This is a genomic window from Plantactinospora sp. CNZ320, from assembly GCF_002846275.1.
On sequence record NZ_PJMP01000001.1, the window covers coordinates 5,963,619 to 5,977,775 of the forward strand.

Annotated in this window: 18 protein-coding genes; 12 read left to right on the forward strand and 6 right to left on the reverse strand. The window is 68.8% G+C overall.

All coding sequences use genetic code 11. The features are described 5' to 3' along the window. Positions 1 to 21: 21 nt before the first annotated feature. Positions 22 to 1,308, forward strand: coding sequence for a VWA domain-containing protein (locus CLT71_RS26755; RefSeq protein WP_486483727.1), 1,287 nt, complete (start codon positions 22 to 24; stop codon positions 1,306 to 1,308). A 110-nt stretch (positions 1,309 to 1,418) separates the two neighbouring features. Then, positions 1,419 to 2,222, forward strand: coding sequence for a peptidase (locus CLT71_RS26760; protein WP_101371810.1), 804 nt, complete (start codon positions 1,419 to 1,421; stop codon positions 2,220 to 2,222). A gap of 84 nt (positions 2,223 to 2,306) precedes the next feature. Here the strand turns inward: CLT71_RS26760 and CLT71_RS26765 are convergent, their stop codons facing one another. Together CLT71_RS26765 and CLT71_RS26770 are read right to left on the reverse strand one after the other, a co-directional pair. Then, a complete protein-coding gene (locus CLT71_RS26765; RefSeq protein ID WP_101369542.1) occupies positions 2,307 to 3,275 on the reverse strand; it encodes a CU044_5270 family protein in 969 nt (322 codons plus the stop codon). Positions 3,276 to 3,293: 18 nt separating this feature from the next. Then, positions 3,294 to 3,863, reverse strand: coding sequence for a sigma-70 family RNA polymerase sigma factor (locus CLT71_RS26770; protein WP_199187731.1), 570 nt, complete (start codon positions 3,861 to 3,863; stop codon positions 3,294 to 3,296). 78 nt (positions 3,864 to 3,941) lie between these two features. Between CLT71_RS26770 and CLT71_RS26775 the strand changes: the two genes are divergently transcribed. Further along, positions 3,942 to 4,211 (forward strand): hypothetical protein, encoded by a 270-nt coding sequence (locus CLT71_RS26775; protein ID WP_101369543.1) that lies wholly within the window; start codon positions 3,942 to 3,944, stop codon positions 4,209 to 4,211. Between the two features lie 56 nt (positions 4,212 to 4,267). Here CLT71_RS26775 and CLT71_RS26780 read toward each other — a convergent pair whose 3' ends face one another. Next, positions 4,268 to 5,335 carry a hypothetical protein gene (locus CLT71_RS26780; RefSeq protein WP_101369544.1) on the reverse strand — a complete coding sequence of 356 codons (1,068 nt, stop codon included), beginning with the start codon at positions 5,333 to 5,335 and terminating at the stop codon, positions 4,268 to 4,270. 247 nt (positions 5,336 to 5,582) lie between these two features. On the opposite strand from CLT71_RS26780, the gene CLT71_RS26785 reads away from it, so the two are divergent. From CLT71_RS26785 to CLT71_RS37545, 4 genes are all read left to right on the forward strand, one after another. Beyond that, entirely contained in the window at positions 5,583 to 6,506 is a 924-nt protein-coding gene (locus CLT71_RS26785) for a hypothetical protein (protein WP_101369545.1), read from the forward strand. 192 nt (positions 6,507 to 6,698) lie between these two features. Continuing rightward, positions 6,699 to 7,028 carry a WXG100 family type VII secretion target gene (locus CLT71_RS26790; RefSeq protein WP_143743628.1) on the forward strand — a complete coding sequence of 110 codons (330 nt, stop codon included), beginning with the start codon at positions 6,699 to 6,701 and terminating at the stop codon, positions 7,026 to 7,028. A 14-nt stretch (positions 7,029 to 7,042) separates the two neighbouring features. Next, entirely contained in the window at positions 7,043 to 8,875 is a 1,833-nt protein-coding gene (locus CLT71_RS26795) for a M91 family zinc metallopeptidase (RefSeq protein WP_101369547.1), read from the forward strand. After that, on the forward strand, positions 8,872 to 9,807 hold the full coding sequence (locus CLT71_RS37545) for a hypothetical protein (RefSeq protein ID WP_199187732.1): 936 nt from the start codon (positions 8,872 to 8,874) through the stop codon (positions 9,805 to 9,807). The genes CLT71_RS26795 and CLT71_RS37545 overlap by 4 nt, the downstream gene beginning before the upstream one ends. A 181-nt stretch (positions 9,808 to 9,988) precedes the next feature. On the opposite strand, the gene CLT71_RS26810 is transcribed toward CLT71_RS37545, so the two are convergent. Further along, a complete protein-coding gene (locus tag CLT71_RS26810) occupies positions 9,989 to 10,324 on the reverse strand; it encodes an immunity protein YezG family protein (protein WP_101369550.1) in 336 nt (111 codons plus the stop codon). Positions 10,325 to 10,361: 37 nt separating this feature from the next. Here CLT71_RS26810 and CLT71_RS26815 point away from each other — a divergent pair, with 37 nt between their 5' ends. Then, positions 10,362 to 10,574, forward strand: a complete 213-nt coding sequence (locus CLT71_RS26815; RefSeq protein ID WP_101369551.1) for a helix-hairpin-helix domain-containing protein — start codon at positions 10,362 to 10,364, stop codon at positions 10,572 to 10,574. A gap of 53 nt (positions 10,575 to 10,627) precedes the next feature. On the opposite strand, the gene CLT71_RS26820 is transcribed toward CLT71_RS26815, so the two are convergent. Beyond that, on the reverse strand, positions 10,628 to 10,936 hold the full coding sequence (locus CLT71_RS26820; RefSeq protein WP_199187733.1) for a DUF5808 domain-containing protein: 309 nt from the start codon (positions 10,934 to 10,936) through the stop codon (positions 10,628 to 10,630). A 101-nt stretch (positions 10,937 to 11,037) separates the two neighbouring features. Between CLT71_RS26820 and CLT71_RS26825 the strand changes: the two genes are divergently transcribed. Continuing rightward, positions 11,038 to 11,940 (forward strand): arylamine N-acetyltransferase, encoded by a 903-nt coding sequence (locus CLT71_RS26825; RefSeq protein WP_101369552.1) that lies wholly within the window; start codon positions 11,038 to 11,040, stop codon positions 11,938 to 11,940. A gap of 109 nt (positions 11,941 to 12,049) precedes the next feature. On the opposite strand, the gene CLT71_RS26830 is transcribed toward CLT71_RS26825, so the two are convergent. Beyond that, positions 12,050 to 12,667 (reverse strand): hypothetical protein, encoded by a 618-nt coding sequence (locus tag CLT71_RS26830; protein ID WP_143743629.1) that lies wholly within the window; start codon positions 12,665 to 12,667, stop codon positions 12,050 to 12,052. A gap of 29 nt (positions 12,668 to 12,696) precedes the next feature. On the opposite strand from CLT71_RS26830, the gene CLT71_RS26835 reads away from it, so the two are divergent. The 3 genes from CLT71_RS26835 to CLT71_RS26845 are packed head-to-tail and all read left to right on the forward strand — an operon-like array spanning position 12,697 to position 14,143. Next, positions 12,697 to 13,029: a hypothetical protein gene (locus tag CLT71_RS26835; protein WP_158242313.1), complete on the forward strand. Its 333-nt coding sequence runs from the start codon at positions 12,697 to 12,699 to the stop codon at positions 13,027 to 13,029. Then, positions 13,029 to 13,733, forward strand: a complete 705-nt coding sequence (locus CLT71_RS26840) for a WXG100 family type VII secretion target (protein ID WP_101369555.1) — start codon at positions 13,029 to 13,031, stop codon at positions 13,731 to 13,733. The genes CLT71_RS26835 and CLT71_RS26840 overlap by 1 nt, the downstream gene beginning before the upstream one ends. Before the next feature lie 47 nt (positions 13,734 to 13,780). Further along, positions 13,781 to 14,143: a YbaB/EbfC family nucleoid-associated protein gene (locus CLT71_RS26845; protein WP_158242314.1), complete on the forward strand. Its 363-nt coding sequence runs from the start codon at positions 13,781 to 13,783 to the stop codon at positions 14,141 to 14,143. Positions 14,144 to 14,157: the final 14 nt, after the last annotated feature.

The following is a 14,157-nucleotide window of genomic DNA, read 5'->3' on the forward strand; positions in this document are numbered from 1 at the left end:
ACACGATCCTTCTTCGTCCTTATAGGACTGTCCACTGTCCTCTGTCCACTCGCGGCAGCACCGGCGTACGCCGACGAACCGGAGCCTGCCGTCGAACCGGCCCGGGTCGAACTCGTGCTCGACGTCAGCGGCTCGATGCGGGCCGCCGACATCGGCGGCCGGAGCCGGATATCGGTCGCCCAGCAGGCGTTCAACGAGGTGGTCGACGCGCTGCCGGACGACACGCAGCTCGGCATCCGGGTCCTCGGCGCGACATACAAGGGCAAGGACAAGGAGGTGGCCTGCCGGGACACCCAGCAGCTCGTACCGGTGGGACCGGTGGACCGGGCGGCCGCCAAGGACGCGATCGCCACGCTGCGGCCCACCGGACACACGCCGATCGGTCTCGCCCTGCGCGAGGCCGCCCGGGACCTCGGCGCCGAGGGCGGCAACCGGCGGATCGTGCTGATCACCGACGGTGAGGACACCTGCGCCCCGCCGGACCCCTGTGACGTGGCCCGGGAGTTGGCCGCCCAGGGGACCAAACTGGTGGTCGACACCCTCGGCCTCGCCCCCGACGAGAAGGTACGCCGGCAGTTGCTCTGCATCGCCGGCGCGACCGGCGGGACGTACGCCGCCGCGCAGACACCGGAGCAGCTGACCAAGCGGATCAGGCAGCTGGTGCGGCGGGCCGGAGACACCAACACTCCCGCCCCGGCACCGGTTGCCGGCGGCCGGGAGTGCGCCGGTGCGCCGCTACTCGGGCCCGGCGTCTACACCGACCGGGAGAAGCCCGCCGAGCACCGCTGGTACCGGGTTCCGGTGGCGGACGGGCAGGAGCTGCGGGCGGCCGTCAGCGTGGCGCCGGACCGCCCCATCCACCGTGACTACGGGGTGCTGCTGCGGGCCACCGCCATCGACGGGCGGGAACTCGTCCGGGGTACGGACGCGGGCAGCGGGCGTACGGACGTACTCTCCGCCGGACTGCGCTGGTCGGCGGGGGAGTCGGATTCGTCGGACGGCGACGCGGAGTCGTCGGACGAGGATGCGGATTCGTCGCGGGGCACGGCGGGGAGCGACGAGGCCCGACCCACCGAGGTCTGCCTGGTGATCAGCAACTCGTTCGCCCCGGTCGACAGGCGGGACGGGCAGCCGGGCCTGCCGTTCGAGCTGGTCGTGGACGTGGTGGCCGCCTCGGACACCCCCGACGCGCCGGGGCTCGGCCGGGGCTGGCTGCTGCTGCTCGTGCTGGGGGTGGCGGGCCTGCTCACCGGCGTGTTGGCGGGCTGGCTGACCCGGTGGTGGATCGCGACCTGGAGGACGAACTGATGGGTACCCCGATTCGCCCCGCCGCCGTCGCGGCGGCCCTGTCCCGGATTCGTTCCGCTGTCGTCGGGACGGCCGTGGCCCGGACTCGCACCGCCGTCGGCGGGCCGGCCGTGGTCCGAATTCGCTCCGCTGCCGTCGCGGCGGTCCTGGCGGTGCCGGCCGTCCTGATCGGAGTACTGTCCCCGGCCGCTGCACTTGGCACGCCCACCCCGTCACCCGGCGCGGCCGCGCTGGACCGGGCCGGCACGTCGTTCCTCACCGCCGCGCCGGTCACCGCCGGCCAGCCGGTACGCCTCGACGCCTCGACCGGCGACTACCTCTACTGGTCGTTCCCGGGTGAGGCCGGTGACGTGACGGAGATCGTGGCCGCCCTGCGCTTCCCGGGTGACGCGAAGCGGTCCGGTGCGTCAACCTGGAGCATCGAGGTCTTCGACGGGCTGCGCCGCCGGCAGGCCTGCACGGCCGGCGCGCAGACGCCGACGGTGGCCCGGGACGCCGCCGAGGTACGCCTCGGTTGTGTACTGCGCCGGATACGGTCCTGGGCCGAGCCGTGGTCCGGAGATCCGCTTCCCGGGACGTACTACGTCAAGCTGTCGGTTGTCGAGCTGCCGGAGCCGGACCTCGGCCTGCCGGTCGAGGTCGACCTGCTGATCGGCACCACGGACGGCGGATCCGACGCCGACGACGGTGAGCTGCGGGCACCCCTGGCCCCGCCGGCCCGGCCCGGCGCGGTGCTGACGGCGACCGACGGCTCCGGCGCGTCACCCAGCCCGGCAGCGGCGGCCGATGACGACGCAGGCATCTTCGACTGGGTGCCTGCGTTCTCCACGCGCTGGATCTGGACCATTGTCGGCGGGGTGCTGGCGGCGGTCGCCGCCGTGTTCGGCTTCTCGCTGACCTGGCGCCGCCGCTGACCCGACCGGGGCCCTTCCCGGTGGTTTCGGGAAGGGCCCCGGCGAGGCCGTTGTCGCTGTTGCTGTTGCTGTTGTCGTTGCCGGTCAGGGCAGTTGGCCCGGCCAATCGACGATCGCGACCCGGAGCAGCGCGTTGGTCGAGAACAGCGTCTCCTTGTTGCTGTCACGCATCTGGGTAGTCCGGGTACCGAGGTAGGCGTGGGTGTCCCGGTCGAAAATGAGATCGTGGTTGGCATCGATCACACCGGGCATCCGGATCGCCACACCGTGCCGGCCGGCAGCGTCCAGCACGTCACCCGAGATCACGACCGCGCCGGGCTCCCGGGCCAGCAGTTCGAACAGCGCCGCCAGTGCTCGCGGTGGCACGTAGCCGTCGAGCATCGACCGCGCGGTGGTGTACAGCATGCTTTCGCTCTCGTACACGGCCTTCTCGTCGGCAGCCTCGGGCAGATGCAGGTCGACCGGGTGTTCCCGGAGGTACCGAAGCAGCGCGTCCGGGTCGGTGGGCAGGTCGCCGTGGTACGCGGGCGGCGGGAAGGCGTCGAGTTCCTTCTCGGGATCCGCGGGATCGCCCAGGCGGTGCACCTCCAGTTCACTCCAGCCGTCCGGCTCGCTCTCCAGTCGGTACCGCCGTTGGGTGTGTGCGACGCCGCCGGCCGACTCCCACAACTGCACCCGCCGCGTGGTGTACGTGCCGCTGCCCGGCTCTTCCTGCGACGTCACCAGCATCTCCTTGAAGACGTACTGGTCGGGGCGGGCGGTCAACTCGGGCTGCTGCCGCGCGGCGTTGGCCGCAAGTCGGAAGATCTCCGAGGCGCTTGCCGTGGGCGGCGCCTGTTCACCCACCCCCATCGTCTGCACCACCAGCACCCCGGCGGTCAGGGCTACGGCCAGCCCGAACGCGCCGGCGAGCCGCCAGCCGTGCCGGAACCGGGCCCGGCCGACGCGCGGACTTGCCGCCGGAACCGTTCCGGTCCGTTGGACGACGTGGGCCTTCAGATCTGCGAGTAGCTGGTCCTCGAAACGGGGCGAGGACTCGTCGGTTCTGGTCAAAGCATCATCTCTTTCGCGTCATGCGAGCGTGGGGGCGGGGCGGGCGAGCAGGGCACGGACGGTTCGGCGGGCACGGTGCAGGCGGACCCGTGCGGCGACCGGGGACACCCCGAGCGCACTGGCCGCCTCCGTGACGGTGAGGCCGTCCACAGCGACAAGCTCGATCAGCGCCCGGGTCTCCTCGGGCACTTCGCGCAGCGCCTGATAGGTATGGCGGGCCGCCGACTCCGCGTCGATCCGCTCCTCGATCCGGGCGACGTCGTCGCTGGTCAACTCCCGACGTCCGGCCAGCCGGCCGTGCACCCGCAGCCGCTGGGCCGCCCGGCGTCGATCGTCGGCGATGATGTTGCGGGCCACGCCGAACAGCCAGCCGAGCTGGCTACCCCGGTCCGGCCGGTAACCGGCCGCCGATTCGATCGCCGCCAGGAAGACGTCGGCGGTTAGGTCGGCGGCGAGGTGCGGGTCGTCGACCCGTCGGGCCACGAACCGGCTCACCGCCTCCACGTGCTTGCGATAGAAGATCTCCAGCGCCACCGGGTCGACTCCGATATCGGAGATGTCGCCCTCCACCAGGCCATGATCATGCACAGGCCGTCCTCTCTGATAGCCGTTACACCCCTTCTTCGTACGACGGCACGTGCGTGTTACCTGCTCGGGTGGTCTGAGTTGCTGGCCCTGCCGGACCGTTGGCAACTGCTGTTGCCCTTCGACGCCGCACTGCTTGCCCGGTACGGCGTGCTGCTGGAGCTACTGGAGGAGTTGGCGGACCTGGCTCGGTCCGGTGGCGGTGCGGTGTGGCTGCTCCGCCCGGCGGACGGTCCGGGGCAGCTTCCACGGCTCGACGACACGGTAGTGCCGACGGTCCAGGACGAGTGGGTGGCGCTGCCGGACATCTGGGTGGCGGACGCGCACCGGCATGGCCGACCGCCCGGGTGACCGGCGTGCGAAGCAGTTCCACCCAGCGCGCAGGCCGTAGAGGTCGTGCTTGGAGCTCAGTAGCAGGCGAGGTTGATTCGCTTCACGATGGACGAGTCAATCTTCCGTTCCGGCCCGGCAAGCCAGGTGGTGGACATCGAGCCGTCCGCCCTGAACCCCGCGACCAGTGACTGATCCGTCACCAGGCAGGCCATCGTGAAGGAGACCCGCCGTCCGCCGTCCAGTGTCCGACCGGTCGCGGTCAGCCGCAGCTCACCGGGGATCGTGACCTGGCCGTCGAGGACCATCAGACCGTCGGCCGAGTACGCCCGGGAACCGGGAAGGTTCACCGCCGGGCGACGGACGAGCGTCCAGCTACGGGTACGGACGTCGGAGGGCATGACGTAGCCGTATCGGGTGTCGTAGCGGCTAGGCGTTACGTCAAGAACACAGCTCTGGTCCGGCTTGGCCTGCGCGGCGAGGCACTCGTCCAGGAAAGCGTCCGAGGCCTGTTGGAAGGCGCGGTTGCCCTGCTCCGTCACGACCAACTCGGGAGTGTTCTGAAGCCGGTCGGATCCGGGCAGCACGAGCAGTCGCTCCGAGGTCACTGTCACCAGGTCGGAGTGGGCGGCGTAGCTGCGGTAGATCCCGGGAAACACCGGGTATGTCGGACTGTGGGCGCCCGGTGACGTCGGCTGTTCCCGCGGCAGCCTGAACCCGCCGAGTTCCACGTACCAAAGTGGCGAGGGTGCAAATCCGACCGCGACGAACGGGTTGGTGATCCGCCAGCCGTCATCGGAGTTTTCGAGTTGGAAGGTGCCCAGGTAAGCCGGTGGGTCGGCCGCCGAGCCGTCACCCGTGTCGATCAGGCTGATCACCACCTCGGCCCGGTCGTCGGAGACGTTCTGCGCCGTCGTCTTGCCGATCGCCCAGCCGTCGCTGATCGCCGTCGCCGTCAGGAACGACCCGGACTCGCCAGCCGGTCGCTCGGCCTTGGCGATCCGCAGCGCCTCGTCGACCTCGCGGTCCAGGATCGCGGTGAGGTAGGCCCGCGCCACGTCCTCCGGACCGTCGGGTCGCAACCAGACCAGCAGGCCCACCACCAACGCGAGGGTGAGAACGGCGGCGCCGACGAGACCGGCCACCTTCCGTCGGATCGGGATCCGCCACCTCGCGCGGTCGCCTGCCGGACGGGCTTCGACCGCCTCTGGGAATTTCGGGTCCTGCTGCAATGGGTCCGTCCTCGATCGGCACCTGCGGAAGTCCATCGACACTCGGCTACACCGACCGCGATGTTATGACACCCGTCCGCCGCCCGATGTCCCGTCAGCGGGCCGCGGTGACCGGGATGCTCCCGTACCATGTGTCCGGTCCGACGAGGGGAAGGCCACGATGGAGAGCGGCCCCGGCACACCGAACGCCAAGCCGCCGATCGCCAAGCCGGCGAAGGCGCGCATCGGCTCCCGGCACCACGTTCCCGGTGCCCCGATCGGCGGGATAGCGCTGGTCCCGGTGCTGGCGGTGCTTCTTCTCATCGTGCTCGTCGTCAGATGGATGGGCGGTGACGAGACACCCGATCCCGGCACCGCGTCGGCCACCCCGTTCATGGTGCCGCCGGCCACGCCGCCAGCCCGGAAAGCCCAGGCTCCCGACGGCGGGCAACTGCGCATCGTCGAGCAGGGTTTCACCCAGCTCCGCGAGTCCGTCGCGCAGACCCTCACTCCCGGCCACGGACCGGGTCGCCCGGAGCGGTACATGCCGGTCCGGGCGGCAATCATCGTCGAGAACACCAGCAAGACGCAGGTGGCCATCGCCCCGAAGTTCATCGCCCGCTACCTCGATCCGGTCGGAAAGGGCATCGTCGAGCACGCGGCGAAGAGCGACGAGAACACCCTCAGCACCGATGCCATATTTCCGGGTGAACGGGTCGGCATCGCCGCCTTTTTCAACAACAGCGACACGACGGTACGGACGATGACCGTCCGTGCGGTCGACGCCGCCTGGCTGCCCCCGGCCGACGCCCGCCGCTGGGTGTCGCCGTTGACCGCGACGAGCGTCAGGACGATCCGCAGCGGCTCGCCGAAGGCCACGATCGTCGCGTTCACGGCGCGGAGCGAATACCCGGAGCCGTGCAGTGCCACGGCCGTTGCGATCTACCGGAACTCGGCCGGAAGGATCATCGGCAGCAGCGACCCCGGTGGCGACCAACAGTACTTTCCGGCGGGTACGGCCGACGGTTCGATCACGGTGACGGACTGGTTGCCGGCCAACCTGGACGAGTCTCGTACCGAGGTATTTCTGAACGTAGTCGGCTAGCTCCGGGGCAGCCGTCCACTTCGCCGCGATCGCTCATCCGGGAAAGAGTCCCAGACCACCGGACCAGAGACATGGGCCACACCATAGCCGGGTGACCGGATGGTCGCGTACCGCGAGCTGAACGCCTTCGTAGAGATAACAGTCGAACTTTCACGCGTGCGAGCTGGCGGTGCGGCGGTAGCGTGGGCAGGCATGGGGAAAGAGATGCGCGCCGATCCGCTGGAGATCGCCAGGGTCGCGCAGTCCTACCTAGACAACTCCACCGAACTGGCGTCAGCACTGCGTGCGGTGCGCGCCGACGCTGCGACCTCGCCGGCTGACTTCGGGCGGGTCAGCTCGGCCGGCCAGCTCAACGACGCCTACAACACCGTGGCGGCCGGCGCCGGTACGGCGGTCGAGCGGGTCATCGGGGTGTTGGAGGTCGACAACGAGAGCCTGCTCCAGGTCGCCTTCGCCTATCGGCAGGCCGACGAGCGGGCGGCCGAGCGACACCGTCGAGAACATCCCAACATCCCGATCTAGGAGAGGACTCGTCGATGGGCATCCCGCCGGAGGATCGGGAGATTCGGGTCGACGCCGCAGTCTGGGACCTCCAGGCCAACCCGAGTCGGATCGACAGTGCGGCGTCGGCGTGGCGGCGCTTCGGCAAGGCGAGCGTCGCGGTCGGCGACGACCTGGACGCCGACAGCCGGAAGTTGTTGGGCTCGGACTGGGCGGGTGCGGCCCGCGACTCGTTCGGCCAGCACCAGTCCAAGGTGTTCGGCAGCCTGGACACGATGGGCGGCCAGGCAGACCGGCTCGCCTCGGCGCTGGAGGGTGTGGCCGAGCTGCTGCGGTGGTATCAGAACGCGCTCGACGGCGAGCGTGAGCAGATCATGGGCGCCGTGCCGAGTTGGCGTTCGGGCGGACAGATCGTCTTCCGGTGGAATCAGCCCGCGCAGGCGACCCAGGTCAGCGAGGCGACCAACCGAGCCAACAACCTGCGCAAGGAGCTCGACGACGCCCTGAAGAGCAAGCTGAGCGGCTTTTCCACAGCAGAGTGGGACACCATTTCGACACAGTGGGACGGTGTCTCGTCCGGTGCGGCCGATCCGTTCACGCTGCCCGCAGAGGCGACAGGTATCTCGGTGCTGATGGTCGACGGCCGGGCGGTGGTCAACACCGGTCCGGGCAACGACAACGTCAGGGTGACCCGCGATCCGGCGACCGGGCAGGTGGTCGTCGAGGTCAACGGTGTCGCGTATCGCTACCCCGAGGGCACGCCGGTGACGATTCGCGCCGGAGAGGGCAACGACACGGTCGAGGTGCCCGCGGGCGCCAACCTGAGTCTCACCCTGCTCGGCGGCGACGGCAGTGACAAACTGCGCGGCGGGGACGGCGACGAACGGATCGTCGGCCTGCACGGCGACGACACCATCTCCGGCGGCGCCGGGGACGACTATGCCTCAGCCGGCTCCGGCCGGGACTACGCCGACGGCCAGGGCGGTGACGACCTGCTGACCGGTGGGCGGGGCGACGATGTCGTCTACGGGCTGTCGGGGAACGACAACATCGCCGGCGGTGAGGGCGGGGACTATCTTGAAGGCGCGACCGGCGACGACACCGTGCACGGCGGGGCCGGCCGGGACATCGTCTCCGGTGGCCGGGACAACGACCGGCTCGACGGCGGCTCCGGCGACGACGTGATCTATGCCGGGCACGGCCGCGACACGGTCTCGGGTGGCGGTGGGGCCGACACCGCCTACCGGCAGGACGAGGACCAGGTGGCCGGGGTACGGCAGGACATACGGATCGAGGTGGGCGACGCGGCGCAGTACATCAAGATCGACGCGCCGGCCGAGTTCCAGGAGCGGGTCCGTGCCGACCTCGACATGATGCGCGCCTCCCCGATCGGGCAGCAGATGCTCGCCGAGATGGACGACATCCGCAACGACTCGGCCGCCGTCGCCGCCGACTGGCCGGTGCTCGGGGACATCGCGTACCAGGGCAACCCGCTGGTCATCGTCGCTGACGATGCCAACAAAGCCTCGTACAGCACGAACTGGGTTCTGGGCGAGGACTACAAGATTGGCTACAACCCGGAGCGGCTGTCGACGGTGCCGTCAAACGAGCGCCCGCCGGTTGTGGGTCTCTTCCACGAACTTGCGCACGTCTACGACTTCGGAAACGACACGTCCGCCTCCGGAACCCATCGGGGGCCGGACGATGTCGGGGTCGAGAACAGGGAACGGCAGGCGGTCGGCCTGCCGATCGACGAGGACGAAGACCCGAGCACGCCCGACCAGGTCGACCCCGAGCACCCCTACCGCTACACCGAGAATGCTTTGCGCGACGAACTCGGCCTGCCGAAGAGGACGTCCTATTCATGATCAAGAAGTTGCCTCTCCTCGGCTGCGCTGCGATCACCGTCGTCATGCTGGCCGGCTGCGCGGACCCCTACGATGATTTCGAGCCGGAGTGGGTCCCGACCGGCACCAAACCAGCGGCGAGCTTCGACGCCGAAGTCACCCCTCGATCGGATACCGCTCTGGCCATCCGCTACACACTGCGCAACCAGGGGCCGGAACCGATCGTCGCCTACGTCGGGGTGGAGGACGGCGGCGTGTCGCGTGCCAACGATGTCTACGTGAGTGTGCGGAAGGATGGCAAGGTCGAGCTGGCCAAGCGCACCTTCGACATTCCGCCCAACGTGAACGCCGACGGGATCGTCACCATCGAAGGCACAGTCGTCGCGCCCGAAGAGGAGTTCACCGAAGAACTCTCGATCTACCTGCCGCTGGAGGGCAACCGCCCGTACGTCGGCAAGGTCAAGCTTCCAGAGCCGGTGCGGGAAGTGGTCTTCTGTCTCGGTGTCGTGCTCCAGCGCGAGGCCCCCGCGCCAAAGCCGGCCGACAACGGTCGTGGGAAGTATCCGCTGAACGGGCCACAGCATCTCTTCTGTTCGTCGTCCGCGCCCCTGGGGACTGCGTCCTCGGCGGCTCCTGCTGGAGCATCGAAAACTGGAGCGCCGACAAGCCGACCGGTTCGGCCAGCTACTGCGCCCGGACGGAGGATCGGTGAGCCCGCCGACCCGGGGCGGGCCGCTTCCGCCGTACCCCCGGGTCTGTCCCTGCCGGCACTGCGGCCTGGCCGTGCTGCGCGACAACGACGACAACTGGATCCACGCCAGCCTCTCCTACGCCTGCCGGGACCGCTGGGGCGGCGTTCGCGGCACCACCGCCGAACCGACCCCACCGGCCCCGGAGTGGAGGTCTCCGACCAGGCGTTCCGGACCCGAGTCCGGGTCACTGGCCTGGGGTGACGGTTCCCATCCGGTGTAGCCATGCCGGAGCAGACCCCCACCGCTGGGCGACCTTCAGGGAGTACGTCATCCCGCCGTTGGAGACCGCATCACCTGACCTCCCAACAGTCCGGGGTCGACAAAGCGGCGTGAGCGCGGCAGGTTCGTCGTGACCGGCCTGATCACCCGCCAGCGTGTGTCGTCAGTCGGCGGGACGCTCGTACGAGAAGGCGACCTCGAACGGTCCGTCGCGTCGTGCGGCCATGCTGAACCCGTACCACGGGTCGTTGCCGTCTTCGATCGTCGCCTGTCGCAGGTCGATGAGCAGGTCGGTGATCTCGTCGACGGCCTCGTCGGGATTGTCGTCCCAGGAGAAGTGGAAGGTTTCGCCGTCCGGTCCTCGAAGCTCCAGGGACGCGTTGGCGTAGTCGACATCGGCTTCGCCGCTGACGATGATGATCTTCGCGGTGTCGGGCAGGACCGAGAGCAGGATCTGCCCGATGCGGGTGATGATGTCGCCGTGACGGCCGTCAGGCACGACGGCACCCCGACGACTCTCCCACTATCGTGATCATATGAGTGGTCGCGATACGCCCGCCCGGATAGGCGATCTGCCGCCGATCGGGCGACCAGCCAACAGGGCCCTGCTCGAAGCTGGCATCACGACGCTCGCGCAGGTGGCCACCTGCAAGCGCCACGATCTGCTGGCCCTGCACGGAGTCGGACCGAGGGCGATTCGCATCCTGGAGGCCGCGCTTGCCGAGCACGGCCTCGCCTTCGCCGGCTGACGACACAGTCCCATAACCAGGTCCAGCAGGCATCCGTAGACCTCGGGGCGCCCTCAACCCCGAACTTCCCGACCTGCCTCCTGACGTGCCTGCCCGACCCGCTCGGCCTGCCCGGCGAGGGCGGCGAAGTTGATGCTCCAGCCGACGCCGAAGGCGTGCGGCACCAGCAACCGCGGATTGTCCGGATCCCACAACGTCCGGCGCAGCTTCTCGACAGTCGGCGGGCGGAAGTCGTAGGGAACGCCGACGACCTCGCCCTGCCAGGTGCGCTCCTGCGACGGTTTGCTCAACTCTTTTGCCACCGCCGCACCCACCAGCGCACCGGCTGCGGCAGCAAGCAGCTTCTTTCCGGGTTGACCCATGGTGCCGAGGTTACGACCCAGGCCGCGCCGAGCCCCTCTGACCAGGCGCTCATCACACCCGGGACCGTCGAGATGTCGTAGCCACCCACTACGTTGACCGGGTGATCAGAACATCGCTCGGAGCAGATCTGTGGCGGCCACCGGCGCTCGACGACGCCACAGTCACGGCTTACCTGACCCGGCTGTGTCTCGATCCGGTGGTCGAGCGCGCAGAGCGGCCTTCGGTGGCGCAACTGCACCGGCTGCACGCCTCGCACGTCGCGCGGGTGCCCTACGAGACGGTGTGGATCGCCCTGGGCGAGACCCGGGGGATGGATCCGGTGGCGGCGGCCGGATATCTCGTCGCCGGTCGCGGTGGCTACTGCTACCAGCTCAACGGAGCCTTCTCCACGCTGCTGACCGCGCTCGGCTACCAGGTCGCCTGGCATCGGGCCGGCGTGCAGGCCCAGCCCGGCGACCCGGCCGGGGACAGCGGCAACCATCTCGCACTCACCACGGTCATCGACGGGCGGGCCTGGTGGCTGGACGCCGGCCTGGGCGACGGCCCGCTCGACCCGGTGCCGCTGGTGGCCGGCGCGTTCGGGCCGGACGACCGGTTCCGGTTACGGCCGTCGGAGGCGGTGCCGGGCGGCTGGCGGTTCGACCACGAGCCCGACGGTGCGTTCGTCGGGGTCGACTTTTCCACCACGCCGGTCGGGCCGGACGACCTGGCGGCGAAGAACGTCGAGATCTCCACCTCGCCGACCTCGCCGATGGTGCGGGTGGTGACGGTCCAGCATCGCACCCCGGCCGGTGTCCGGACCGTCCGTGGTCGGGTGCTGACCGAGCGGCCGGTGGCCGGGCCCGCGACGGTCCGGCAACTCTCCGGGTACGCCGATTGGCGTGCCGTGCTGCGCGACGTGTTCCACCTGCCCCTCGACGACGTGCCGGACGAGCGGCTACGGGCGGTGTGGCAGCGGATCGAGGCCGATCATGTCGCCCGGGAACGTGACCGCGGCTGCTGACTTGTCGTCATAACGATCCGGCCAGCCGGATCAGCTACCTGGACTGCATCACGGTCCGGCTACCGAGGTTTGACGTCGAGTAAGTCGCTGCCCGTCGCCAGCCCTGCGGTCAACCACCGACAGATGGTGGGAATGGCAACGACTGCACCGGAGCCCGACCTGCGGCAAACTGTGCAAGCGCGACGAGGATCTGTCGGGCGTCGTGGTCGGACATCAGTGTGGTGACCGCCAGCCGGGTCCCGGGCGGCACACCTGGATAGGCAGGATCGACGTCGATCCAGATCAGCTTCTCGCCGAGCTGGCTCTTCGGGTAGACAGCATGGACCGCCTCCCAAGGCAGCCAGTAGGAGGGCGCGACCAGACCGACTGTACGGACCCAGAGGCCGGTGTGGTCGGCAGCCAGCAGCGGCCCGCGACCGATGAAGCGGTGGTGTCCCACAAGCGTCGGAATCGTCAGCAGTAGACCCAGCGCCAGCAGTGGAATGGTGATGAGTGCCGCCGTGACGCCCGATGACGTGCCGAGGTCGCGGAGGCCCAGGTAGAGCACCGAACCGACGACGCAGCACAGCAGCAGGTAGCCGGCGAGGGTGATGCCGCCGAACCAGAGCGCGAACTTCCGACGGTCGGTCCGGACGACGAACGACAGGTCGTCCGGGATGTGATCGGGCCGGGCCGATGTCACAGCTTCTCCTGGTGTCGGACTTCGTAAATATTGACGGTGCGTCATACTCTCGCTTGACGTTGAGGGGATGAATGATGGATAGCGGCTTCGTGACGGACACTGATGCGCTCCGATGGTACGGCGCCAGATGCGCTGCCGTCGCCGACGATCTCGATGATCTTAATCGGCGGACGTTCCTCGGTGATGCCGTACTCGAGGATCGGGTCTGGGGCGGCAAGATGATGTATCTGGTCGCGCTTGGCTGGCATCTGGAGAAACTTGGCCAGGTCTATGAGGCGGCCCGCAGGGCCACGGCGGTCCGGAACAACAAGATCGTTCAGCAGTTGCGGATCACCGACGTCAACCTCCACGAGGTTGCCCGGTCTTATGATCGGGCGGACCGGAACGCCCACGAACGGTTCAACTGATGGCACTGGTCATCCCCGACGAGATCCGTGAGCTGTCATCGATTGCGCGAGCGCTGGGATGCGACGATCCACTCCGGTATCTCGAAGAGTTGTCTTGGGTCGACATCGATCGCCTCAAAGCGGTGGGCGAGAGCGTGTGGGCAGCCGGCGGGAAGAAGGCCCCTGCCCAGGCAGCACTTGAGGAGCACGCGGAGCGGTTGACGGAGATGCTGCTGTCGTCCGTGCAGGATCGCTGGACGGGCGAAGCGTACGAGCAGTTCGTCAGCTACATGGAGACGGTCGGGCGGGCGATCGAGGATGAAGCCGCCGCACTGCAGGTCGTCGGGTCGGCGTTGGTCGATGTTGCCGAGAGTTTCGAAGTTCGCTGGTACGAGATTGTCGGGTACATCCTGGGCGTCATCGGGCTGATCCTGGGAATCGCTGGCGCTGTGATCGCCCTGTACACCGGCATCACCGGAGTCGGGGCGGTAGTCGGGCTGATTGTGGGCATCATCGGCGTCATAATCGGCGCGGTTGGTCTGATCATTGCGGGCTTCGCGTCGATAATGCCGAGGCTGGAGGCGATGATCGAGGCGATGCAGAACCTGGGTCCCCGGGTTCGCGCCGCGACTGCCGTTGACGAACTTGGTGGCGACGACATCCCGGGCGCCTTCCCCGGTGACCACACCGCCTGGCAGCCCAGAAACAAAGATCCTTACAGCTGAGCGGGGGACGGATGTCTCGAGAAGAGTACGGCCATCGACTCAACGAAATGCTCGAACGGTTCCACGACGTGCGCAACCAGCTTGGCGAAATCCAGGCCGAGCTTGCTTCGACGGACGCTTCGGCGGAAACTCTTGACGGCCTCATAAGGGTCACGGTCGCCAGCGGAAAGATCTCGGAGTTGTGGCTCGACCCGGCCGTCTACCGGAGGCATGACTCGCACGCCCTGGCTCGCCTCATCGTGGAAACCATCGAGCGTGCGCAGCGTGCGTTCAACGAGCGGGCGAACGCACGCTACCGCGAGGTGCTCGGTCCGGGCTTCGACATCAGGGATATCGCGACGACGCCGGGCAGCGAGGAGGCCGAGGAACGCATCCGACAAACGTCTCGCCACATGTTCGGCAGCGGCTGACCGAACACGACCGG